At 56.9% G+C, this 24,218-nt stretch carries 18 protein-coding genes and 3 pseudogenes; 8 read left to right on the plus strand and 13 right to left on the minus strand.

The genetic code is table 11. The annotated features are described in order from the left end of the window. Window positions 1–3 precede the first annotated feature (3 nt). The 8 genes from ATI45_RS23130 to sufB all read right to left on the minus strand — a co-directional run bounded on the left by ATI45_RS23130 (window position 4) and on the right by sufB (window position 9,302). Entirely contained in the window at window positions 4–2,283 is a 2,280-nt protein-coding gene (locus tag ATI45_RS23130; protein WP_098418380.1) for a hydroxymethylglutaryl-CoA reductase, degradative, read from the minus strand. Window positions 2,284–2,292: 9 nt separating this feature from the next. Continuing rightward, window positions 2,293–3,231 (minus strand): hypothetical protein, encoded by a 939-nt coding sequence (locus ATI45_RS04035; RefSeq protein WP_179888380.1) that lies wholly within the window; start codon window positions 3,229–3,231, stop codon window positions 2,293–2,295. Window positions 3,232–3,371: 140 nt separating this feature from the next. Next, window positions 3,372–4,469, minus strand: a complete 1,098-nt coding sequence (gene mvaD, locus ATI45_RS04040; protein WP_228735927.1) for a diphosphomevalonate decarboxylase — start codon at window positions 4,467–4,469, stop codon at window positions 3,372–3,374. A 91-nt stretch (window positions 4,470–4,560) separates the two neighbouring features. Then, window positions 4,561–5,403: an iron-sulfur cluster assembly protein gene (locus ATI45_RS04045; protein ID WP_098418382.1), complete on the minus strand. Its 843-nt coding sequence runs from the start codon at window positions 5,401–5,403 to the stop codon at window positions 4,561–4,563. Further along, window positions 5,400–5,543, minus strand: coding sequence for a hypothetical protein (locus ATI45_RS22155; RefSeq protein WP_179888381.1), 144 nt, complete (start codon window positions 5,541–5,543; stop codon window positions 5,400–5,402). The genes ATI45_RS04045 and ATI45_RS22155 overlap by 4 nt, the downstream gene beginning before the upstream one ends. A 186-nt stretch (window positions 5,544–5,729) precedes the next feature. Further along, window positions 5,730–7,016 (minus strand): Fe-S cluster assembly protein SufD, encoded by a 1,287-nt coding sequence (gene sufD / locus ATI45_RS04050; protein WP_098418383.1) that lies wholly within the window; start codon window positions 7,014–7,016, stop codon window positions 5,730–5,732. A 13-nt stretch (window positions 7,017–7,029) separates the two neighbouring features. Then, on the minus strand, window positions 7,030–7,806 hold the full coding sequence (sufC, locus tag ATI45_RS04055) for a Fe-S cluster assembly ATPase SufC (RefSeq protein WP_098418384.1): 777 nt from the start codon (window positions 7,804–7,806) through the stop codon (window positions 7,030–7,032). Window positions 7,807–7,853: 47 nt separating this feature from the next. Beyond that, entirely contained in the window at window positions 7,854–9,302 is a 1,449-nt protein-coding gene (sufB, locus tag ATI45_RS04060; protein WP_098418385.1) for a Fe-S cluster assembly protein SufB, read from the minus strand. Window positions 9,303–9,742: 440 nt separating this feature from the next. Here sufB and ATI45_RS04065 point away from each other — a divergent pair, with 440 nt between their 5' ends. From ATI45_RS04065 to ATI45_RS04080, 4 genes are all read left to right on the plus strand, one after another. Continuing rightward, window positions 9,743–10,351 carry a MarR family winged helix-turn-helix transcriptional regulator gene (locus ATI45_RS04065; protein WP_228735928.1) on the plus strand — a complete coding sequence of 203 codons (609 nt, stop codon included), beginning with the start codon at window positions 9,743–9,745 and terminating at the stop codon, window positions 10,349–10,351. A gap of 82 nt (window positions 10,352–10,433) precedes the next feature. After that, entirely contained in the window at window positions 10,434–15,290 is a 4,857-nt protein-coding gene (locus tag ATI45_RS04070; RefSeq protein ID WP_228735929.1) for a glutamate synthase-related protein, read from the plus strand. 104 nt (window positions 15,291–15,394) lie between these two features. After that, complete coding sequence (locus ATI45_RS04075; protein ID WP_098418387.1) at window positions 15,395–16,858, plus strand: glutamate synthase subunit beta; 1,464 nt, start codon at window positions 15,395–15,397, stop codon at window positions 16,856–16,858. Between the two features lie 63 nt (window positions 16,859–16,921). Beyond that, entirely contained in the window at window positions 16,922–18,883 is a 1,962-nt protein-coding gene (locus ATI45_RS04080; RefSeq protein ID WP_098418388.1) for an aconitate hydratase, read from the plus strand. 123 nt (window positions 18,884–19,006) lie between these two features. Here the strand turns inward: ATI45_RS04080 and ATI45_RS04085 are convergent. Together ATI45_RS04085 and ATI45_RS22545 are read right to left on the minus strand one after the other, a co-directional pair. Next, window positions 19,007–19,293: pseudogene (locus ATI45_RS04085) on the minus strand (IS5/IS1182 family transposase); the annotation flags it as partial. A gap of 78 nt (window positions 19,294–19,371) precedes the next feature. Next, a pseudogene (locus ATI45_RS22545) lies at window positions 19,372–19,989 on the minus strand (tellurite resistance/C4-dicarboxylate transporter family protein). On the opposite strand from ATI45_RS22545, the gene ATI45_RS04095 reads away from it, so the two are divergent. Both ATI45_RS04095 and ATI45_RS04100 read left to right on the plus strand, forming a co-directional pair. Next, complete coding sequence (locus tag ATI45_RS04095) at window positions 19,956–20,582, plus strand: Crp/Fnr family transcriptional regulator (protein ID WP_098418389.1); 627 nt, start codon at window positions 19,956–19,958, stop codon at window positions 20,580–20,582. The pseudogene ATI45_RS22545 and the gene ATI45_RS04095 overlap by 34 nt on opposite strands. A 121-nt stretch (window positions 20,583–20,703) precedes the next feature. Further along, window positions 20,704–20,919, plus strand: coding sequence for a heavy-metal-associated domain-containing protein (locus ATI45_RS04100; protein ID WP_007349978.1), 216 nt, complete (start codon window positions 20,704–20,706; stop codon window positions 20,917–20,919). Between the two features lie 164 nt (window positions 20,920–21,083). On the opposite strand, the gene gnd is transcribed toward ATI45_RS04100, so the two are convergent. Continuing rightward, window positions 21,084–22,094, minus strand: coding sequence for a phosphogluconate dehydrogenase (NAD(+)-dependent, decarboxylating) (gene gnd / locus ATI45_RS04105; protein WP_098421646.1), 1,011 nt, complete (start codon window positions 22,092–22,094; stop codon window positions 21,084–21,086). Between the two features lie 297 nt (window positions 22,095–22,391). Between gnd and ATI45_RS22550 the strand changes: the two are divergent. Together ATI45_RS22550 and ATI45_RS23255 are read left to right on the plus strand one after the other, a co-directional pair. After that, window positions 22,392–22,561: pseudogene (locus tag ATI45_RS22550) on the plus strand (IS5/IS1182 family transposase); the annotation flags it as partial. 48 nt (window positions 22,562–22,609) lie between these two features. Next, entirely contained in the window at window positions 22,610–23,032 is a 423-nt protein-coding gene (locus ATI45_RS23255) for a hypothetical protein (protein ID WP_218925894.1), read from the plus strand. A gap of 88 nt (window positions 23,033–23,120) precedes the next feature. On the opposite strand, the gene ATI45_RS22160 is transcribed toward ATI45_RS23255, so the two are convergent. Both ATI45_RS22160 and ATI45_RS23260 read right to left on the minus strand, forming a co-directional pair. Continuing rightward, window positions 23,121–23,279 carry a hypothetical protein gene (locus ATI45_RS22160; RefSeq protein WP_179888207.1) on the minus strand — a complete coding sequence of 53 codons (159 nt, stop codon included), beginning with the start codon at window positions 23,277–23,279 and terminating at the stop codon, window positions 23,121–23,123. A 60-nt stretch (window positions 23,280–23,339) separates the two neighbouring features. Continuing rightward, window positions 23,340–24,212: a hypothetical protein gene (locus ATI45_RS23260; RefSeq protein ID WP_416376675.1), complete on the minus strand. Its 873-nt coding sequence runs from the start codon at window positions 24,210–24,212 to the stop codon at window positions 23,340–23,342. Window positions 24,213–24,218: the final 6 nt, after the last annotated feature.

Below are 24,218 nucleotides of genomic sequence, written 5' to 3' on the forward strand. Positions count from 1 at the left end.
TCCTCACCTATTTTTCGGCTTACCGCCTATTGTAACCTGAATCGCCTGATAGCCGGCTTCACGGATACCCGATTCTATGCGATCGGCAGCGCCGGGTTCCGGTGGACACAGGGCAATGATGGAACCACCGCCACCGCCACCGGTGAGCTTTGCCCCGAGAGCGCCGTGGCGGCGGGCAATCTGGATCATTTCCTCCAGTTCCCAGCTCGACACCTGCATCGCGTTGAGCAGGCCATGGCAAATGTTCATCAGCTCCCCCAGCGTCTCGAGCTTGTGCCCAACCAGCGCATCCACGCCCTCGATCACTAGCGAATCGATCTGGTTGAAGATATTCTCGTACAGTTCGGGGTGCGCTTCGCGTGCCTTGCGAACACGCGCGACTGTCGCCGCGGTCAGGCTCTCGATACCGCTGATACCGACGACCAGCTGCACGGCCTGATCAATCTCGATCACCTTGCGCAGCGGCGATTCACCGGAACGGAAGAGCATGGTCTGGCCATAGGTCGAGAGCGTGTTATCGATACCCGATGGCGTACCATGCGCGATCTTTTCGCACTCGAACGCCAGCTCGTTGACGCGCTCGTCGTCAAGGCCGAGTTCGAAACAGCGGTCTAGCGCGCGAATGGTGGCCACCGCGATCGCCGCCGACCCGCCCAGCCCCATGGCTCGCGGTACGTTGGGGAAGATTTCCAAACGCATGCTCTCGCGTTCGAGTCCGAGCGTCTTGAAAATAATCGCCAAGGATTTCTCATAAGAATGCTGTTTTTCCGCGCTTCGGTGCAATCGCTGCTCCACGCCCCAGCGCGGAATGATCAGTTGCACGCCGTCCCCGCCGCGCTGCACGTGCGCCTGTATAGCCAACGGTATCGGCGTCGCGATCGCGTGCCGCCCGTAAACAACTGCGTGCTCGCCTAGCAGGATGATCTTGCCGTATCCGCCGGATACGTTGCGTTCCTCGGCAGCGGTTTCAGACTGAGGCTGCTGCTCAGTGGCCTCAACGCGAGGGCTGACAACCTGCTCGATCAACTCGCGCGCCTTCCAGATCTTGATCTCGCCGGATTCGATCAGCCGGTCGACGACGGTTTCGAAGATTTTGGGTGTTGCACCAGCCGCGGCTACCACGCTTCGGGCGTGCAGCGTCATGTGGCCTTGCTGGATGCCTTCGGTCACGAGCGCGCGGATTGCCGAAAAGTTCTGCGCAAGACCCACCGCGCCCATCACTTCGGCTAGCTCGCGCGCCGAACTCACGCCCAGAAGCCTGAGGTTCATTGCCGCCGTGGGATTGGACTGCAGCGCACCCCCGACAATACCGACCTTGATCGGAATCTCGAGCTCACCTTCCAACGAGCCGTCTTCGCCCCGCGTCCACTGGGTCAGTGACGTATAGTGGGACCCGCGCGCAGCCCAGGCGTGGGCGCCCGCCTCAATGGCGCGCCAGTCGTTGCCTGTGGCGAGCGCCACGGCATCGATTCCGTTCATGATGCCCTTGTTATGGGTCGCTGCTCGGTAGGAGTCGATCGAGGCAAATTCGTTGGCCAGGATGATTCCGTCGCGCACCTGCTCACCATCGAAGCCGCGGCCGGCCAGCGCGTCCAGCGGAATCGAGACCCGGGCCTTGACCAGGGCTCGATCGGTCAGATTTGAAAGAATCCGCAGGAACACCTTGCCTTCGGCGATATTCTCGACCAGTGAGGCAACGCCTTCGCACATTGTGTTGACCAGGTTCGCACCCATCGCGTCGCACGTATCCACCAGCAGGTGGGCGACGACCATGTCACCGCGCTGGCCCGATGATGGGTGAATCAGCACCTGGAGGTCCTTGGCCCCGCCGCCGCGAGCCACCATGTTCGGGTGCAGACTGTTGGCAAGGTTCAGGATTTCGCTTTTGCGCTGCAACAGTGCCACCTTGGCGCGCTGCGGATGCGGTACGTCGACGACCTGGATCTGGCCAATCAAAATCGGCTCGGAGCTTTCAACCCGGAAGCCGCCGCCGGCCCGTGCGATCTTGGCCGCAGAGCTCAGCGCCGCAACGATCGAAGGCTCCTCCACGACCAGTGGAATGGCGTATGCCTTGTCGTTAATCAGGAAATTCAGGCCCAGCGCCAACGGCAGCCCCATGACGCCGATGACGTTTTCGATCATCTTGTCGGCCGACTGGATCGAGAGCGTGTGATCGCCGCTGGCCAGCGCCTGGTAATCCTGGCTCGAAAGCAGGCCCTGCTCTCGAACTTCGTGAACCCGCTGCGAAACTGAAAGTTTGTAGAACTCGGGAATTCTTGCCATGCTCGTTCCTTATTCAGGTTTTCTGCCCGATTCGGGCACCTGGCGCCGCGCAGCCTCTGCGCCAAATTTTGACATCGCCAAGTTTAAGGGAACCCCGCCGCAATCTGAGACGCCGAGCTCGAATGCCCGGAGTCTCTCCGGGTCACGCGCCAGGGCAATTCCAAGGTCGCCACCACCGGCGCCACAACTCTTGTAGACCACGCCGCACTCGTGTCCATGCTTGGCCAGCCGTCGATGGGGGGCGGTCATAACCTCCTTGCCCATGGCATCGCCCAGCGCGACCATCTCGACGGCGTAGGCGGCGCAAGCATCAAACAGCATAGCCCCGTCGTGCGCGTTGGCCACGGCGTGGCGCGCAATCTCGTCCAGGCGAGACCGAATCCGGCCTGCACTAACAGGATCGGCCAGCTTCCAGGTATCGAACGCACCGACAAAATCCGTGGTCTGGGCAGCCTGACGGGTCCAGATTGCGCGCCAATACAGGTCTTCCGGCCAGTTCGCCGGCGTGCAGATCGCGAATTCGCCGGTGGATCGAAATTCGCTGATGCCACCGCAAAACGCCGCGGCCAGGTCAGCCCCACTGGCACGGGCGCCCAGTGATTCGCGATAAACCGGCAACCATCGACGCAGACGCAGGCGCGGATCCGCCGGACCTGCCGTTCCCTCGAACCACTCGGTCAACGCCACCGCCAGTGCCGCGCAGACGGCGGCACTGGCGCCCAGGCCCAGCTTTATTAATCGTCTGCGATCGGATTCGAAAAGGGCCCCAGAGTTGATCTCGACGTTCATTGTTGTGATCTCGCCGGGTGACCGGCCCAGCGCCCGCATGATGCCCGGTATCAACCGACCGGTCAGGCCCAGCACGGAGGAATCTACGCCATCGCAGCGCAGCGCATCGCCCTCTACCCGCATGGCTGCCCGCTCAAATCCGAGCTGGACGGCACTCAACCAGCCCGTGCCGCTCGATGCCCGCTGCAACCGGACTTTAACCCGCCGGTCCACCGCCATCACCAGCGCCGGCGCCCCGTCGAGCACGGCATATTCGCCAATCAACAGCAGTTTGCCCGGCGCAGAGGCCTGGACGCAGTTCACGTCCACGTCTGACCGTCGTCCATGCCCACCGCACCGCCGCCCAGCCCAGCACGCAGAATCTCAGTCACGCCGGGCACATCCTTGAGCGCGGCGGCCACCGTATCTGCCGCTTCCGGTGCACATATCGCTTTGACCTGGGGGCCGGCATCGACGGTAAAAAACACCGCAACGCCCCGGCCGCGCAAATGACGTATGCGATGCAGGCATTCCATAGTCGTTGCATTGAAATAAAGAAGACCCGGCCGGGCCGACATGGCCAGGCCGTGCAAGGCCAGTGCGCTTGCTTCAGAAACGTGCGCCAGCGCATCGAAATCACGGGTCGCGATAGCCGTTCGCGCCAGCGCCAGGTCGTCGGGCTGATTGTTCACCCAGGCCGAATAGAACGGTGACGTTTGTGCGGTCCGCTGCATGCCTTCAGTGGATCCCACCGACTTGCGGCCGCGCTCGCTAATCGCGATCACGACCGCCAACGGCCAGTCCGCCGCCGCGGCCAACGGCACGGCAACGCTGTCGCTGCCGTCGGGGAGTTCGCCGCGGTGCATCTCAACGTATCCGCCAAAAATCGAGCGCGCGGCGGAGCCGGACCCGATTCGCGCAAGCTCCGAAAGCCTGGAGAGAGAAAGACCCAACCCGTAGGCGCGATCCGCCGCAGTCACCAGCGCGGCGAAACCCGACGCCGACGAGGCCAGACCAGCGCCGGTAGGAAAGTTGTTTTGGCTGAAAACCCGGGACCGGATTTCACTTCCACCGATGGCGCGCATGCGCGTCAGCAGTGCCGTCACGCGCCCTGAACCGTGGGCCTCAATCTGACCATCGAGCTCGAAGCTGTCCCGCTCCAACGCCGGATCCAGTTCCATCCGGGTGCGGGTCCACAGCGCGTCCAGCGCGATCGAGATCGACCCGACGTCTGGCAGGTTCAAGTCCGCATCACGTTTGCCCCAGTACTTGACAAGGGCAACATTGGCGTAAGCAATGGCCTGGGCTCGACCCGGCGAGTATTGGGTGTTCATAAGATTTGCGACAGGTCCGGCTCGTTCGTGGCTGGTACGGTCATTTCTGGTGGTCCGCATCCGTTTAGCTTCATCGGTCAGCATGTCGTTGCTCCAGAGCGGTATCTAAGTAGGCCAGAAATTCCACTTGTTTCTGATGGTCGCTTGCCTGGCCAGTACTGGTTACGATGCTGGCTCAGATCAGCCCCAGCTCCAGCCGCGCTTCCTCCTCCAGGTTGTCGTAGCTCCAGGGCGGATCAAACACCACATCCACCTTGCCGTCTTTAACATTCGGAACCTGCAATAACTTGTCTTTTACGTCGCCGGCAATAATGGCGCCCATTCCACAACCCGCTGACGTCAGGGTCATTTCAACAAAGACAAAATGCTTGTCCTGGTCAATATCCAGTTTATAGATGAGACCCAGACCGACAACATTCACCGGAATCTCCGGGTCGTAGACCAGTCGCATCGCATCCCAGCATTGCTGATCACTGATTTTCCCATCCTCAGGGGGTTCGAACACGATGGCGTCTGACTGAAAGCCAAGCTTCCGGGTAACTTCTGGGGACAGTCGATACAGATTGCCCTGGTGGTTAACAGTGAAGCTGCCGCCGAGCGCTTGGGTTATCAAGACAGAAGCTCCCTGCTTTAGCGTGACAGACTCACCGGAGGGCACCTTTAACGCAGGACAGTCTTCTGACAAAACAAATGTCTTGGGCTGCTTTGCCAGTTTTTTCGAGTTCGGTGCCTTGATTGTCGGGGTCTGAAGACCATCCTCTTCATCAAGGCCGATCTGCATGTCTTGCAGATAAGGCACGCTCGCCGCGTCGAAATAGAGGATCAGGTCACCAAACTCTTTCCTGAAATCCTTGGATGATTCTTCGCCGGGCGGGCAGAAGGCCAGGCAGGTCTCGGCCTTCTGAGTGCCACCATTCTCCATATAAACACGCACCGTCATTCCAGGCACTGCCTGCTTTGCAAGCAAGGACATCAGGAAGTCACGGGCTTCTGGTGTTACTTCAGCATTAATATTCACGAGCTATACTCCCCGTGTTCTGCGTTTTCACGCCGGCGCTTGAGCTGGTTGGTTTTACACTCGTTGCTTACAAGATCCAGCCAGCTCAAGTGTTGATCCCAGCTCTCGTCTTTAAGGTGCTCGGGTTTGTTGCAAGTCATCGTTACCTCCTCAGGCACTGTGAAAATGAGGGAAGCTCTTGACACACTGTCAGCACCAGTCGAGCGCTTACCTCGCGTTTGGCGTCATGATGACGGCAACGGTTGGTGTGAATACTTCGGTTGTCATGGTTCCACCTCCATCAGGCAAAAAGACGCTGGATTTTCTGCAGGGCCGTGAATAACGGCTCACGCCTCCTGAAACGTTTGATTGAAAAAGTCATTCAGCCGAAGCTGCACGGCTTCTCGAACCGCTCCAACGGGAATCTGCTCGACCAGCTCGTTGATAAATGCGATGGTCAACAGCGTCTTGGCTTCGCGACGACCGACACCACGGGAAACCAGATAAAACAACGAGGTTTTATTGAGCTGGCCAATGGTGGCGCCGTGGGCGCATTTTACGTCGTCGGCGTAAATTTCCAGCTCGGGCTTGGTGTCGATTTCTGCGCCGGTTGAGAGCAACAGATTCTTGTTGTTCATATTGGCGTTGGATTTCTGGGCATCCTGATGAATATGGATGCGCCCATTGAAAATCGCATGAGACTGGCCAGCAGCGATGTTGCGATAGGTTTCTTCGCTGTCGCAATGTGCTGCTATGTGCTCGATGGACGTGTGGTTGTCGTAGTGCTGTTTGCCCTGCGTGACTACGACACCGTTCAGTTTGCACTCGGCGCCTTCACCTTCAAGACGTACCTGCAGATCGTGCCGACGCAGCGGGCCGCCAAAGCCAACGCAGTGGCTTTCAAAACGCGAGGCGGTCGCCTGGCGAACACCCGTTGCACCGATGTGCTGAACGCTTTCGCCTTCCAGAGTCAGCCTCACGCTGGTAATCCGGGCACCTTCCGCCAGAACAAATTCAGTGACCGTGTTGACCATCACCGGCTCACTGCCGCTGGAAATGTACTCTTCTACCAGCGTCATCTGGCTGTGCCTTGCCGCATCGACGTAAATCCGCGGATAGGCGGAACCTACCGACGAAGCGGTGACTTCATGGATGATAAACAGCGGCTGGTCGAGAACGGCTTCTTTGTCCAGCTGGATAAACAGGCCATCCTCAAACCGGGCGGAGTTTAGCTGGGCCATCTGCACGGTTTGGCTGTTCAACGTTTTGTTCAGGCGTTCTGCCAGCGTAGCGGCGGCATGGTCGTCAAGGTCGCAGAACCGCTGAATTCGAATGCCGTCAAGATCTGGAAAGTCGCTGGCTTCCGGAACCATTACGCCGTTGCGAAAAACCACTCGGTATCCAGCCGTGGACAGGCTGATGCCTTCCTTGCCACGGGAGGGGAGGGCGACGGCAAGCTCATCCGACAGCTTTAGATGGCGGACGGAATACTTCCAGTTCTCGGTTTTACGGGTCGGCAATGGCATATCCACCAGAGCCGTACCCTTTTGTTTGCGCAATGCGAGCAAAGGCCCAGGCAGGTAGTTGCTGGCTGGCTCGAGAAAGACACGGGAAAGCGTTGGTGCTGACTTCATTTGGTGGCCTCCGTTAACCGGCTGGGGAGCTGGCTTTGGCTTCTTTGTCTTTCACGTTGAGCCAGCCGTAACCGCGCTCTTCGAGCTCATAGGCCAGCTCGCGCCCGCCGGATTTGACAATTTTTCCATCGGCCAGAACGTGAACGTAGTCCGGCACAATGTGGTTCAGCAGGCGCTGGTAGTGAGTCACCATCAAGATGGCTCGATCTTTAGCGCGCAGTGCGTTGACACCGTCCGAAACCACGTGCAGCGCATCGATGTCCAACCCGGAGTCGGTTTCGTCCAGAATGGCCAGCTTGGGTTGAAGCAGTAGTGCCTGCAAAATCTCGTTGCGCTTCTTCTCGCCACCGGAAAAGCCTTCGTTTACGCCGCGTTTAAGGAAGGCCGGGTCCAGATCGACTTGCATGGACACTTCCCTCGCATGCTTCATAAACTCAGCCGCATTCATCTCCGGCTCGCCACGGTGGCCGCGCATGGAATTAACGGCGGTACGCAGAAACTGCAGGTTGCTGACGCCGGGAATCTCTACCGGGTACTGAAACGCCAGGAAAATGCCTTCACGGGCCCGTTCTTCGGTTTTTAGGTCCAGCAGGTTTTCACCGTTGAAGGTGACTTCACCCTCGGTGACTTCAAAGTTTTCACTGCCTGCCAGCACCTGTGACAAGGTGCTTTTACCTGAGCCATTGGGGCCCATAATGGCGTTAATTTCCCCGGCTTTAATTTCCAGGTTGATGCCCTTGAGGATTTCTTCACCCCCAACGGACGCGTGGAGATTTTTGATGTTCAGCATGTATTGGCTTCTCTCTCTTCTGAAATCTGTAATCTGAAATTCTGTATTTAACCGACAGAGCCTTCAAGGCTCACCTCAAGCAATTTGCCAGCTTCAACGGCGAACTCCATCGGCAGTTCCTTGAACACCTCTTTACAGAAGCCATTCACAATCATCGAAACGGCCTGTTCAGGGTTGATTCCGCGCTGGCGACAAAGGAACATTTGTTCGTCGCTGACCTTGGAGGTCGTGGCTTCATGCTCGATGATGCCCGATTTATTTTTGCTCTCGATGTACGGGAAGGTATGCGCACCGCAGCGGTCGCCAATCAGCAGCGAATCGCACTGGGTAAAGTTGCGCGCACCCTCTGCACCTGGGCCAAACTTCACCAGGCCACGATAGGCGTTCGAGCTGTTACTGGCAGAAATCCCTTTGGCGATGATGGTGCTGGACGTATTCTTGCCCAGGTGGATCATCTTGGTGCCAGTGTCGGCCTGCTGGTAATTGTTGGTCAGCGCCACGGAGTAGAATTCGCCAACGCTGTTATCGCCCCGAAGGATGCAGCTCGGATACTTCCAGGTAACGGCAGAGCCGGTTTCGACCTGAGTCCAGGAAATCTTGGAGTTTTTGCCGATGGCAGCGCCACGTTTGGTGACGAAGTTAAAGATGCCGCCCTTGCCATTTTCATCACCCGGATACCAGTTCTGGACAGTGGAGTACTTGATCTGGGCGTCGTCCAGGGCCACCAGTTCGACCACAGCTGCGTGGAGTTGATTTTCATCCCGCATAGGCGCGGTGCAGCCTTCCAAATAGCTGACGTAGCTGCTGTCTTCGGCGATGATCAGGGTGCGTTCGAACTGCCCAGTGTTGGCTGCGTTGATGCGGAAATAGGTAGACAGCTCCATGGGGCAACGCACGCCTTTCGGTATGTACACGAAGGTGCCGTCGGAGAAGACCGCAGAGTTCAGGCCGGCAAAGAAGTTGTCACCCGCCGGAACGACAGAGCCCAGATATTTTTTGACCAGCTCCGGGTGTTCCTGAATGGCTTCGGACATGGAGCAGAAAATCACGCCTGCTTTGGCGAGTGGTTCTTTGAACGTTGTCGCTACTGAGACTGAGTCAAACACGGCATCGACCGCCACGCCTGCCAGCTGTTCACGCTCGTGCAGGGGAATGCCCAGTTTTTCGTAGGTTCTGAGTAGCTCCGGGTCCACTTCATCCAGGCTCTGGAGCATGTCTTCTTTGCGCTTGGGCGCGGAATAATAGGAAATTGAGTTGTAGTCAATTTTTGGATAACCCACGTGCGCCCAGTTCGGCTCATCCATTTCCAGCCAACGACGATAGGCCTTCAGCCGCCACTCAAGCATCCATTCCGGCTCTTTCTTAAGGCCGGAAAGGCGGGCAATCACGTCTTCGTTCAATCCAGGTTCGAAAGTGTCAGATTCAATCTCAGTCACGAAACCGTGTTCGTATTCCCGCTTGACCAGCTCGTTCACTTCTTTATCAGTGGTCGCCATGATCGTCGCTCCTTATCTTTCATTGAAGGCTCCAAAAGCCTCGGTTTTTCTGCGGTTTTCATTTAATACCCAAGGTCACCATCGCTTTAACCCTATAGACCGGAGACGGCCCTCGGCTTTCTTGCTGATGGCTGGTAAGCACGCCCATACCGCTTTTTTCCTCAATTAGTGTCGTAACGATACTAAGTAAGCATAGAGAATTTGTCAATATAGTATCGAAACGCTATCGTATTGACTGTGACCTCGTTATGGTTTGAATATTGAAGAGGTGAACTATCAAAGATGTTCATGACCTTAAACCTTTCACGAATATGGCCATATTATGGTATCGCTCCGAAACTACAATGTTGTTAAATTAGTTCTTAAACGCTATTATAAAAATTGATGAAGGGGGCTTGAAATTAGACGTCACCATATTAAGTATGATGGAGGAGCTGAAAATGAACGGTCGCGCTAACGCGGAGTTGGTCTTTCACTTGGGACGCATAGCGTCCGGCGAGGGTCTCGCGGAGGGGCTGACAGCAGCCCAATGGGCGGCGCTCAGATACTTCGCACAGGCCAACCGTTTTTCGCAAACGCCGTCCGCCTTCGCCGCGTTCCATGCCACAACCCGGGGTACCGCGTCACAGACAATCAAAAGCCTCGAAACCCAAGGCTATCTGACACGCATGCGGTCAGAAGACGACAGGCGCAGTGTCCGGCTAGTTCTGACCGAGAAAGCCCGGGGCATTCTCGCGAATGACCCCTTCGAATCCTTGGTCCGTGCTGCGGAATCCCTACCCCCCAGTGTCCAAGGCCACTTCGCCAGCGCGTTGCAACGCTTGCTCGGTCAGGTGACGCAAGAGAGATGTAAACCTCGCTTCGGCGTCTGCACGTCGTGTCAACATCTGGAAAGCGACGGCTGCAGCCGGGACGGGCAGGCGCCTTATACGTGCGGTTTCATGAGCGCGCCCCTGTTTTTGGAAGAACTCGACGGAGTCTGCATCAACTTCATCCAGAGCAAACCGGCAACGGTGAAGGGTTCTGTCACCGGAGCCGAACCGCGATGAGTCCTGTTCTGCATCAGCGCTTGCCCTCGTCAGGACTGTGTCATGACTGATACAGCTTCACTGAAGCCCGTTAAGGCATATAATGAATTCCAAACCGACATTCTTGTCCGCCACCGCCACGGTGGATAAACGCGCCATTTTGCCGCTGCCCGATTCCCGCAACATCCATGAGGAGTGCGCTGTGGAGCACAAGCACGACATTGAAGCCGAAATCCAACACGCCCAGCAATACGGACTTTACAACCCCGCCAACGAGCATGATGCCTGCGGCATCGGTTTTATCGCCCATATAAAAGGCCATAAAAGTCATTCAATCGTTAAGCAAGGCTTGCTCATCCTGAAGAATCTCGCCCATCGCGGCGCGGTCGGTGCCGACAAGTTGATGGGCGACGGCGCGGGCGTTCTGATCCAGCTACCGGATCAGTACTATCGCGAAGAGATGGCCAAGCAGGGTGTTGAACTGCCGCCGCCCGAAGAATATGGCGTAGGCATGATTTTTTTGCCAAAGGCAAATACATCCCGCATCGCGTGCGAGCAAGAGATAGAACGTGTGGTGCGCGCCGAAGGCCAGGTCGTGCTGGGTTGGCGCAACGTGCCAATCGACACCGAGATGCCGATGTCGCCTACCGTGCGTGAAAAAGAGCCGGTGATCCGCCAGATCTTCATAGGTCGCGGTCCAGACATCACGGTGAGCGACGCGCTGGAACGTAAACTGTACGTGATTCGCAAGTCTTCCAGTCACGCGATCCAGGCATTAGATTTGCCTCACGGCAAAGAGTTTTTCGTGCCTTCGATGTCGGCCCGTACCATTGTCTACAAGGGTTTACTGCTGGCAGATCAAGTCGGCGTCTATTACAAAGATTTACAGGATGAGCGCTGCGTTTCCGCATTGGCACTGGTGCATCAGCGTTTTTCTACCAATACCTTTCCGGAATGGCCGCTGGCCCATCCCTTTCGCCTGATTGCCCACAACGGCGAGATCAATACTGTCAAAGGCAATGTAAACTGGATGCAGGCGCGTGAAGGCGTGATGAAATCCACAGTGCTAGGCGACGATTTGCAAAAATTGTTCCCGCTGATTGATGACGTGCAGTCCGACACCGCGTGCTTTGATGACGCGCTTGAATTGCTGCTGATGGCAGGCTATCCGATCGCGCAAGCGATGATGATGATGATCCCCGAAGCCTGGGAAAATCACCCGTTGATGGACGACAACCGCCGCGCCTTTTACGAATACCACGCCGCGATGATGGAGCCGTGGGATGGCCCTGCCGCGATGGCGTTCACCGATGGTCGTTACATCGGTGGCACGCTGGATCGCAACGGTTTGCGTCCCGCGCGCTATATCGTAACCGATGACGACTTGGTGGTGATGGCATCCGAATCCGGCGTGCTGCCGATTCCCGAATCCAGAATCATCAAGAAATGGCGCCTGCAGCCTGGCAAGATGTTGCTGATCGACCTCGAAGCCGGGCGTATCATCGATGACCAGGAAATCAAAGATACCTACGCCAACGCCAAGCCTTACGAGGCGTGGATCAATTCGGTGCGTATTAATCTGGACGACATTAAGCTTCACGAAACCACGCTCAACGACATCAAGACGCACACATCGGCAGAAAATACCCGCGCATCCTTGCTTGACCGTCAACAGGCATTTGGCTACACCCAGGAAGACGTCAGGGTATTGATGTCGCCGATGGCGCTGAATGCCGAAGAAGCGACGGGCTCAATGGGCAACGACTCGCCGCCGGCTGTGATGTCTGACAAGCTCAAACCGCTGTATCACTACTTCAAGCAGATGTTCGCGCAAGTGACGAATCCGCCGATCGATCCGATCCGCGAGGCGATGGTGATGTCACTGGTATCCTTTATAGGCCCCAGGCCAAACCTGCTCGACGTCAATAACAACAATCCGCCGATGCGCTTGGAAGTATCGAAGCCGATTCTGGACTATTCAGACATCGCCAAACTGCGCAACATCAGCGCCCACACCAGCGGTAATTTCAAATCCCACGAACTGAACATTTGCTATCCGGTGGCCTTGGGTAAAGAAGGCATGGAAGTGCGCCTGGCTTCGGTGTGCGCGCAAGCGGTGGATGCGGTCAAATCGGGCCACAACATCTTGATCGTGTCCGACCGCAAGTTGGACGCCGAGCACGTGGCGGTCCCGGCCTTGCTCGCGACGTCGGCAATCCATTTGCATCTGGTTAGCACAGGTTTTCGAACGTCGACCGGCTTGGTGGTGGAAACCGGTTCTGCCCGTGAAACGCATCATTTCGCGCTGCTTGCCGGTTTTGGCGCAGAAGCCATCCATCCGTATCTCGCGATGGATACGCTAGCGGAAATGGCCAACAGATTATCCGGTGATTTGTCGCCAGAAAAAGCCATCCAGAATTTCCAGAAAGCGCTCGCCAAGGGTTTGTTGAAGGTGATGTCGAAAATGGGCATATCGACTTACATGTCGTACTGCGGCGCGCAAGTTTTCGAAGCGATCGGCTTGAATAAGTCGCTTATCGACAAGTATTTCGAAGGCACTGCCTCCAATATCGAGGGCATCGGCGTAATCGAAGTGGCAGAAGAGGCGTTGCGTCTGCATCAGCAAGCCTTCGGCAACGACCCGGTACTGGCGCATGCGCTTGATGCCGGTGGCGAATACGCGTTTCGCGTGCGCGGCGAAGAGCACATGTGGACGCCGGATGCGATTGCCAAGCTGCAGCATTCGACCCGATCGAACAATTTCAGCACTTATAAAGAGTATGCGCAGATCATCAACGACCAAAGCAAGCGGCACATGACCTTGCGCGGTTTGTTTGAATTCAAGCTGGACCCGTCCAAGGCGATTGCGCTGGATGAAGTCGAGCCGGCGAAAGAAATCGTCAAGCGCTTCACCACCGGCGCAATGTCCCTTGGCTCGATCAGCACCGAAGCGCACGCCACGCTTGCGGTCGCGATGAACCGCATCGGCGGCAAGTCCAACACTGGCGAAGGCGGTGAAGATCCGAGCCGTTATCGTCAGGAGATGAAAGGCATCCCGATCAAGCAGGGCGAGACCATGGCATCCGTCATCGGCCGTGACCAGATTGAAGCCGATATTGCCTTGCAAGAGGGCGATTCAGTGCGCTCCAGAATCAAGCAAGTCGCGGCGGGTCGCTTTGGCGTGACAGCAGCGTATTTGGATTCCGCTGATCAAATCCAGGTCAAGATGGCGCAAGGCGCCAAGCCGGGAGAAGGTGGGCAGCTGCCAGGCTACAAAGTGTCTGAATATATCGCAAGATTGCGTTTCTCGGTGCCGGGCGTGGGCTTGATTTCGCCACCGCCGCATCATGATATTTATTCGATCGAAGACTTGGCGCAGCTGATTCACGATTTGAAAAATGTAAACCCAAGCGCGTCGATCTCCATTAAGTTGGTGTCCGAAGTTGGGGTTGGCACGGTCGCGGTCGGCGTCACCAAGGCCAAGGCCGATCATGTGGTGATCGCCGGTCATGATGGCGGCACCGGCGCCACGCCGTTGTCTTCACTCAAACATGCGGGAACACCGTGGGAACTGGGTTTGGCCGAAACCCAGCAAACACTGGTACTGAACGGTTTGCGAAGCCGCATCCGGGTACAAGCCGATGGCCAAATGAAAACCGGCCGAGATGTAGTGATCGCCGCCATGTTAGGCGCCGACGAGATCGGTTTTGCGACTGCGCCGCTGGTGGTTGAAGGCTGCATTATGTTGCGCAAATGCCACCTTAATACGTGCTCGGTCGGCATCGCGACACAAGACCCGGTGCTACGCGCCAAGTTCTCCGGCAAGCCGGAACACGTGGTCAACTATTTCTTCTTCGTCGCCGAGGAAGCACGGCAGTTAATGGCGCAACTCGGTATCCGCACGTTTGATGAATTGATCGGTCGCGTCGACTTGCTCGACAAGTCACAAGCGATTACCCACTGGAAAGCCAAGGGACTTGATTTCAGCAAGATTTTCTATCAGCCGGTCATGCCTACTAGCTCACCGTGTTATCACGTCGAGGAACAAGACCACGGGCTGGAAAAAGCCCTCGATCATACGCTGATTGCCCAAGCGCAAGCAGCGATAGAACATGGCAAAAAAGTCTCGTTCAGTTTGCCGGTCAGAAACCTCAACCGCACGGTCGGCACCATGCTGTCTGGCGTCGTTGCAAAAAAATACGGTCACGAAGGCTTGCCCGACGACACTATCCACATCCAGTTGTTAGGGACCGCAGGCCAATCGGCGGGCGCGTTTCTGGCGCATGGCATCACCCTAGATCTAGTCGGCGAAGGCAATGATTACGTCGGCAAAGGTTTGTCGGGCGGGCGCATTATCGTCCGTCCGAATACAGAGTTTCCCGGTTCGGCAGACGACAACATTATCATCGGCAATACCGTGTTATACGGCGCGATTGCCGGCGAGGCATTTTTTAACGGCGTCGCCGGCGAGCGTTTCGCGGTGCGCAATTCCGGCGCCATCACAGTGGTTGAAGGCGTCGGCGACCATGGCTGCGAATACATGACTGGCGGCACAGTGGTGGTGTTCGGAGAAACCGGTCGTAACTTTGCCGCCGGCATGTCGGGCGGTATTGCTTACGTGTGGGACCCTGACGGTGATTTCGCCAACAAATGCAATATGGCGATGGTCACGCTGGAACCTGTCCTCGCCCACGCCGAGCAAGAAGCGAACGTCGATCGCGCGATCTGGCATAGCCTGCTGCGCGGTGACCAAAGTGAGACTGACGAGGTGATTCTAAAGCGCCTGATTGAGCGCCATTTCAAGGTCACCGGCAGCACGCGCGCACGCAATTTGCTGGATGACTGGTCCAATGGCCGCAACAAATTTATCAAAGTGTTCCCGAACGACTACAAGCGCGCACTGGGTGAGATGAATACGGCGCGAGTGGCTATTCGGCAGAAAGAAAAAAACGCAACATAAGTTTGCTTCGCCAGTACCTTCCTCCTTTGGGGGAAGGTCAGGATGGTGATTCGACCCCGAACACTCTCCCTGGCAAGGAGAGTTAGCTAAGACAGAGGTAGGCAATGGGTAAAATAACCGGCTTTATGGAATTTCAGCGTCAGAAAGAATCGTATTTACCAGCCGATTCACGCGTCAAGAACTATAAAGAGTTCATCCTGCCGTTGAAAGATGTGCAAGCAAAAACAGAGGGTGCGCGCTGTATGGACTGCGGTACCCCGTTTTGCATGACCGGTTGCCCGGTTAACAACATCATCCCCGACTGGAACCAGCTGGTTTATAGCGGCAATTATCGCGAAGCGTTAGAGACACTGCATTCGACGAACAACTTCCCCGAATTCACCGGCCGCATCTGCCCCGCACCGTGCGAATCTGCCTGTGTGCTTGCCATCAACAACGATGCGGTTGGCATCAAATCAATCGAGCATTTCATCATCGATAAGGGCTGGAAAAACGGTTGGGTTATGCCGCAACCAGCAGCCTTCAAAACGGGTAAAAAAGTTGCCGTGGTTGGATCCGGCCCAGCTGGTCTGGCCGCAGCCCAGCAACTCGCGCGTGTCGGTCACGATGTGACTGTGTTCGAAAAAAACGATCGGATTGGCGGTTTGCTGCGTTACGGCATTCCGGGCTTCAAGATGGAAAAGTCGCATATCGACCGCCGCATCGAGCAGATGCAAGCCGAAGGCGTGCAGTTCCGCACCAGTGTGTTGATCGGCGAAGATTTTCCGTCAAACATCATCAACTGGACCAAAGAAACCATCTCGCCCAAGCAACTCGATCAAAATTTCGATGCCATCATCCTTGCGGGCGGTGCTGAATTGCCGCGCGACCTGCCGGTGCCTGGCCGTGAGCTGAAAGGCGTCCATTTTGCGATGGATTTCCTGCCGCAGCAAAATCAGGTGGATGCAGGTGACAAAGTCAATAACCAGATCATGGCTAGCGGTAAGCACGTCGTCGTTATCGGTGGTGGCGATACCGGTTCAGACTGCGTAGGCACATGCAACCGTCATAGCGCAGCCAGCTTGGCGCAATTTGAGCTGATGCCGCAACCGCCGGAACAAGAGGATAAGCCGTTGGTATGGCCGTACTGGCCGATCAAGTTGCGTACCTCCTCGTCACAAGAAGAGGGTTGCGACCGGGATTGGGCGGTTGCGACCAAGCGTTTCGAAGGGAAGGGCGGCAAGGTCGAGAAGCTGATTGCAGTCCGCGTCGAATGGATAGACGGCAAGATGCAGGAGGTGCTAAATTCCGAATTCGAAATGAAAGCGGATTTGGTATTGCTGGCGATGGGTTTTGTGTCGCCAGTGACGCAAGTGCTGGAAGCGTTCGCTGTCGAAAAAGATACGCGCGGCAACGTCAAAGCAACCACCGATGGCGACGGTTGCTACCAGACTTCGGTCGACAAAGTATTTGCTGCCGGGGACATGCGGCGCGGCCAGTCTCTGGTGGTATGGGCAATCCGTGAGGGTCGTCAGGCCGCGCGTGCGGCGGATGAGTTTTTGATGGGTGCCTCTAATTTGCCGCGATGAAAATAGGATTGCTACATTAACTTTGTGTGATTCCGTAATCTTATCAAAGTTGGGAGAAAGATCATGAGCATGAACGTTACGCAGAAATTGATCCAGTCGCATCTGATGCACGGCGACATGACGCCCGGCGAGGAGATCGGGATTCGCATTGACCAGACACTCACCCAAGACGCCACCGGCACGCTGGTGATGCTGGAGCTGGAGGCGATGGGCCTGGACCGGGTGAAAACTGAGGTGAGCGTCCAGTACGTTGACCACAACATCATTCAGGAAGACTTCAAAAACCCCGACGATCATCTTTTTCTGCGCAGCGCCTGCCAGCGCTTCGGCGTGTGGTACTCGCGACCTGGTAACGGGGTGAGTCATCCGTGCCACCAGGAAAATTTTGGTAAACCGGGCAAGACGCTGCTTGGCTCTGACAGCCACACGCCGGCCGCCGGCGCAATTGGCATGCTGGCCATCGGCGCTGGTGGGCTGGAAGTGGCGCTGGCAATGGCGGGCGAACCGTTCTTCACACGTATGCCGCTGATCTGGGGCGTGAAGCTCACCGGCAGCTTGCCGGACTGGGTGAGCGCCAAGGACGTGATTCTGGAGATGTTGCGCCGCCACGGCGTCGACGGCGGAGTGGGCCGGATTATTGAGTATTACGGGCCGGGGCTGGCCACGTTGAGCGCGATGGATCGGCACGTGATCGCCAACATGGGCGCCGAGCTTGGCGCGACCAGCACCGTTTTCCCTTCCGATCTGGAGGTGCACCGTTTCCTGCGCGCCTGGCAGCGGGAAGAGGATTGGGTCGAGCTGGCCGCGGATGCAGACGCAACCTACGATGTGAATGAAGAGATTGATTTGTCCAGCCTGGTGCCGCTGATCGCCATGCCGTCCAGCCCTGGGAACGTGCGCCCGGTCAGCGAGGTCGCCGGCGAGCGGATCTACCAGACCTACATCGGCTCGTCGGCCAATCCTGGCTACCGTGACTTCGCCGTTTCCGCGCTGATGGTGCAGGGTCACAAAGTGAACGACCGCGTGTCGTTCGACATCAACCCCACGTCCCGAGCGCAGCTCGAAACCTTGGTGCGCGACGGGCACGTAGCTCACTTGCTGCACGCCGGCGCGCGGCTGCACCAGGCTGGCTGCAACGGCTGCATCGGCATGGGTCAAGCGCCGGCCACAAACGAGATCTCTCTGCGCACGGTGCCACGCAACTTTCCTGGCCGTTCAGGCACCCGCGAGGACAAGGTGTGCCTGGTCAGTCCGGAGACCGCCACGGCGTCCGCGCTCACCGGCGTGATCACCGACCCGCGCACGCTTGGCATCTCCTATCCACGCATCGCGGACCCAGACCACCCGATTATCAACCCAGCGATGTTCATGCCGCCGTTACCGCTTGAGGAGGCGCTGCACGTGGACCTTGTGAAGGGCCCGAATATCGCTTCGCTGCCGAACTTCGAGCCGCTGCCTGATGAGATCGAAGTGCCGGTTCTGCTCAAAGCGGCGGACGATGTTTCCACCGATGAGATCATGCCACCCGGCTTGCGGGTGCTGCCGTTCCGCAGCAACATTCCCAAGATCGCCGAGTTCTCCTTCGATCGACTCGATCCCACCTACGCCGCGCGAGCCAAGCAGGTGCCCGGCCACGTGGTGGTGGGTGGCAGCAATTATGGCCAAGGATCAAGCCGAGAGCACGCTGCACTAGGCCCTCAGTATCTTGGGCTGCGCGCGGTTCTAGCCAAGGGTTTTGCGCGGATCCACGCGCAGAACCTGATCAACTTCGGCGTGCTACCGCTGACCTTCGTTGATCCTGAGGACTACGACGGCATTCAAGCCGGAGACGTGTTGCGCCTGAGCAATCTGCGTCACGTGCTGACAGAGGGCGACGAACTGGTGGTCGAAAACGTCACACGCCAATACAAATTTCAGATGAGTCACACCATGTCGCCGCGCCAAGTGCGGTTCTTGCTTCGCGGGGGGTTGATCAGCTGGATGAAAGAGCGCCTCTCCGCTTTACCCGAGTCTAGCGACACATGATGGGGTATGGAGCGCAAGGCACACGTTTGGTATTGCCGACATCGAGCAGCTCGTGCTGCGCGTTGGCGGTGATGCCAGCCACCGGTTTGACGAAGGCCGGGCAGGGCAGCGGTAAAACGGCCTTCCAGCCCTGCTTTTACCGATATTCTCGTCGTAGCCACCAGCGGCTCCGGCACTGTGCTGGTGTGCTTTCACATAACTGCCATCAATGAAGACCCATTCCAGATCGGAGTCTATTTTCAGCACGTCGAAGAGCTTTTCCCAGATCTCTCCAGGGCACACCGGTCTGCATTCTGAACAGAATGCCTTCGACTGTTTTGCGCAAACCTACCTTGTTACACAGACTGAATTGAAGCAATATTTTTATGAAACCAAGACCACAGCTCCTCTGTGAGCATGTATCTGGGCATTGTGGGCTTGTATGATTGTTGTTGTGGAACTTTATTATACGAGCTTTCTATTACCTTTCAAAGACTTACGATAAATTGTCAACAGACCCTAAGGGAAAACTTGAAAAACGTATAGCGATAGAAAATTAACGACATCATCCAAATGTACAGCATGCCGCCCCAGAGCCACATGGATAGCGCCAAAAAGTTAATGCCCAGTTTGTAAGGTTGCGGCATATCCACCGCTATCAACGCACTGAGTACTGCAATTGACTGGGTTGCCACCACTGCCAGTAGCCACCCGCCCGTAATGCCCTTATCTAGTGATGGCTTTTCCTCTTTGACCGTGAACGCGGTAAATATGGTGTAGGTCAGCGTCAGCCAAAGCAGTATGGCAAACACCCAGAGAATTCGGTCGGCCAGAGTGTAATCCGTCAACATAATGAACTAGCTGCCAAGAACACTGGATCTGGCAGGCAGGATAAAAAACCCGGGACCACGAAGGTAGTCTATAACATCGAGCAGGAATTCTCGGCGATACCTCAGAAACCTGGCAAACGTAGCAGCCCACAAAATCCCGTAGAAGCCTATGTTTACAGTGAACAGGCTGATGGCTATCAGCTCAAAACCCAACATGTGAGCGGTTAGCGAGATGATGCCAGTAGCCATCACCATGCCAAAGTATGCGGGTGACAGGCTTTTCAAATCGTGTGTCATACCTCGGTCACCTGCATTTTCTTTTAGTGGTTTCCCGAAAGCTTTTTCGTTCGCACGCCCACGGCACAGTCAAGCTGCTTCAGTACAGCGCCTCTGGGGAGGAGGTGCTGCTCGGCCTTTTGGGGCCGAGCGATTTATTCGGTGGCCTGACCATGCTCGGCCAGCGCTGCTACCCGCAGAACGCATTCGCGCAGACAACTTGTTGCGTGTTGGTGATCACGATCACCGACTTTCGATATCTGTTGCGCACCTATTCCGAGGTGGCATTGAACGTCCTTGATGCCGTTGCCCGTGATCTTGAGGCGGCTCAAGCGACGATCCGCGCGATCAGTACCTTGCCGGTGGAGGCACGGATCGCACGTGTGTTGGTGCGTCTAGCCGACCGGTTGGGTGAAGCCGACGACGGTGGCATTCTGATCCAGTCGCCGCTGTCGCAGCAGGATCTTGCCGCCATGGTAGCTACGACCTCAGAGACCGTGAGTCGCGTCATTTCCGGGTTACGGCGAAGCGGTGACATCGAAACCGGCCGACAGTGGATACGCAATCGCAATCGCAATCGCACGAACCTGGCCCGTCTGGCGGACGAAATCTAGCCTGTCTGTGCATTTTCCGCATTTTATGACAAATCAATGGAGCTACTTGTTGCGGCTCATGTAACACACCACGCACATCACTCATTCTAGTCGTGACCCAAACACAGACAGGAGATGAGAGATGAAGACCCTACTGCGTAGTGATGAGCTGAACTGTCCTTCCTGCATTACCAAGATCGAGAAAGCGCTGGGCCGGCTCGGGGGTGTGACTAATGCCAAGGTCCATTTCGCGACCGGACGCATCGAGGTCGAGCACGATGCCGAACAAATCAAGGCTGAACAGCTGCTTTCGGCGGTGCGTGAAGTCGGCTACGAGGCGCGCATCAGCGCATTCTGAGTTCACAAACGTTCGGGTGGGCCACAAGCCTGCCCGGCAGTTTCACCATGAGGTGAACAATCATGAAATTTATCAGTACATTGTCCCACTGGGCTCGCCAGTTGCGTTCACCAGCGCGGCTCAGTAGCCCTAGTGGCGGCACTTTGCAGCATGTCCATGATGCGTTATCTGCGACTACTCGGCCCATGCCCTCCGAACCCGTCACGCATGGCCGATAACAGGCGGTTGCCATAGCGCGCCTGATCCCGACTGGTAAAGCGCTGGAACAATGCCTGGGCCAGTAGCGGTGCAGCCGTCTCCGTCGCGATGGCTGTCTGCAGCGCCCAGCGTCCTTCTCCCGAATCTGCTACTCGGCCATCATGAGCGATCAGGGCGGGATCGACGGCTAATGCCTCACCGGTCAGATCGAGAAGCCAGGAACGGATCACCGATCCTTGCCGCCAAAGCTGGGCGATTTCCGCGACATCGAAGTCGTAATCGACGGCTTCCTGACTGTCGCAGGAGGCGGGAAGCTCATCGGGGCTTTGCCGATCGTGGCCGGCATTGCGAAGCAGTTCGAAACCTTCGGCATAGGCGGCCATGAGCACGTATTCGATGGCGTTGTGTGCCATCTTCACGTAATGACCGGCCCCTGCGGGGCCGCAGTGCAGATAGCCTTCTGCCGCGGTGTCGCTGTCATTTCCCAGAGGTACGGGTGCCATGGTGCTTCCCCTGCCGGGCGCCAGAGTGCGGAAGAGCGGAGCCAGACGAGCCACCGGCGCGTCAGCGCCACCGATCATCAGGCAGTACCCCTGCTCCAATCCCCATATGCCACCGGACACACCGACATCGACAAAGGCAACACCCTTTTCGGCCAGGCTCTTTGCTCGATAACGCGTATCACGATGATGGGAGTTGCCGCCGTCGACCAGGATATCGTCGGTGTCGAGCAAGGGGCTCAGGGTGTCAATGACATTCGCCACCGCGGTGGCGGGAACCATCAACCAAATCACCCGTGGCACGGTCAAATGCCCGACCAGTTCATCAGGCGTCCGTGCAGGTTCGGCACCAAGCGCCGCGAGTCTGCCCAGCGCCTCGGCATCACCATCATGCACGACCACATCATGGCCGGCCGCCATCAGGCGTTGCGCCATATTACCGCCCATGCGGCCCAGTCCGATAATTCCGATTTGCATTACACAGTCATCCTTTGCATAACAATCAAGCGTCAAGCGTTCGAGTCTGGCCTGCGGGTCGGTGTCTGCGACACGCAGCTCGCGAGTTGTAGGTCCGGAGGGAAGACTCACGACAGGCTCGTGTTTGGCACGAGGCGATACGCCGACCGACAAAACTTCCGATGTCAATTGAACGTAGCAGTTGATTGGGGTCTTAGCCACCGGTGCGATAAGTGAAATTTTGTTCGATTGACGGCCAGACATCTTATCTACTTCCCGCGGTCCGTTGGCGATTGGTTGCCCCGAGGCCATTTGGTGCGATTTCTCGACGAGTTGACCGATCTGTTTGTTCAGGCTCTCCGCGTAGCGCTTGGTATGAAGCTGCTCAAGCTGGGCACTACCAGTCTGGACGGCACTAAGATCCACGCCAACGCCTCGCGTTACGTCACAGCGCTCTGTCTCATGGCCACATCGAGAAGATGGAAGCCTGAGCGCAGTAGGAATTCCCGTCCTTCCGGGTAGCTCGGATTGGCGCTTTGTTTATTCTGCGTTTCAGGATCGTGACGATAAAAGCGATCACTGGTGCCGAAGTAGCGAGCAAGCCGGAGCGCCGTATCCGCGGTGATTCCCCGGTTTTCCCGGACAATTCATTCATCCGGGTTGCCGGAACATGTAGCGCCTTGGAAAGCGCATTAACGCTCATTTCCAGCGGGTTTAAATACTCCTCCCGAAGAATCTCCCGAATGAATGGGGCGCATACCATTACGCGTCATTTTGCATTCTCCTCAGTGATAACCAGTAATTTCAACATCTTCAGGGCCATCCTCTGTCCATCGGAAACACATACGCCACTGCTTGTTTGTGCGGATGCTTTGTTGACCTTTGCGGTCTCCCTCCAGCAGTGGAGTGGTCAAGCGTTTTGTGACAACCCAGTTAAGCTGCTTTTCTCAATTCAATAACGGCTGACTCGTAATCGTTCGGGCTTGTGTAACCCAATGTAGAAGTAGCTGTATTTGCTACTTTTGGCGACTTGCTTCACATCAGCAATTATCGCCTCGCGCTCGGAATCTGGCGGCCTGTCACACTGACGCTGGCAACCTTACCCGGCTGAATGCGAAACTCAGGCGGAACCTGTGCGTTATGGGGTATGGGAAAGCGCTTGAATAGCGTCTTGCGTGGTAGTTCATCGGGCGACTTGATCAGCATGTTTATCTCCTCGCCCCATCAAAGGGCCCACTGTGATGTTTCACCATGCCAGCGATTGAGCTATCGACTGGCCTCTCCCGGCTCCAGCAACTGTCGAAGTACATAAGGCAGGATACCGCCGTGCCGGTAGTAATCGGCCTCAGCCGGGGTGTCGATGCGCACGATGGCATCAAATGTCCGGGTCTGGCCCTGTGAGTCGGTGGCTGAGACACGCAGCTCATGAGCCGGGGTCTCGGCACTCGCCAGGCCTTTGATCGCGAAGGTTTCTTCGCCGGTCAGCCCGAGGGTCTCTGCATTCTGGCCATCGAGGAACTGCAGCGGCAGCACGCCCATGCCGATCAGATTAGAGCGGTGGATGCGCTCGTAGGACTCGGCAATCACCGCGCGCACACCTAGTAGGGCCGTGCCTTTGGCCGCCCAATCACGGGAAGAACCCGAACCGTATTCCTTGCCGGCCAGGATCACCAGCGGCGTCTTGGCCGCAGCATAGCTCTCGGCGGCCTCGTAGATGGTGGTGACCGGCGCATCGGCCCGGGTGAAATCGCGGGTGAAGCCACCCTCGGTGTCGGGAGCCAGGTGGGCGCCGATGATATCGATCAAGGGAGCAGGATCGCGCTCCATACCGTCGAAGAACGGCGGCTTGCGCACGTAGGTCGAATCAGGCTGCCACTGGAAAGTATCACCCTCGGCAATATCCATGCCCTGCCAGCGTTCGTCCCCAGCGTAGAGATCGGAATAGCCATCGGTGAACATCCCGGCGTGCAGATTCGCAGCGATCGTGTCCTCGATGGTCTGTGACGAGGGCCATATATCGTGCAGATAGACCGGCTTGCCGTCAGAGTCTTCACCTAAAGGATCGTGCAGCAGGTTAACGTGCAGGCTGCCGGCCAGAGCATAGGCCACCACAAGCGGTGGCGAGGCCAGAAAGTTCATCTGCGT

It is taken from the genome of Marinobacter sp. LV10MA510-1 (assembly GCF_002563885.1).
Lineage (GTDB): Bacteria > Pseudomonadota > Gammaproteobacteria > Pseudomonadales > Oleiphilaceae > Marinobacter.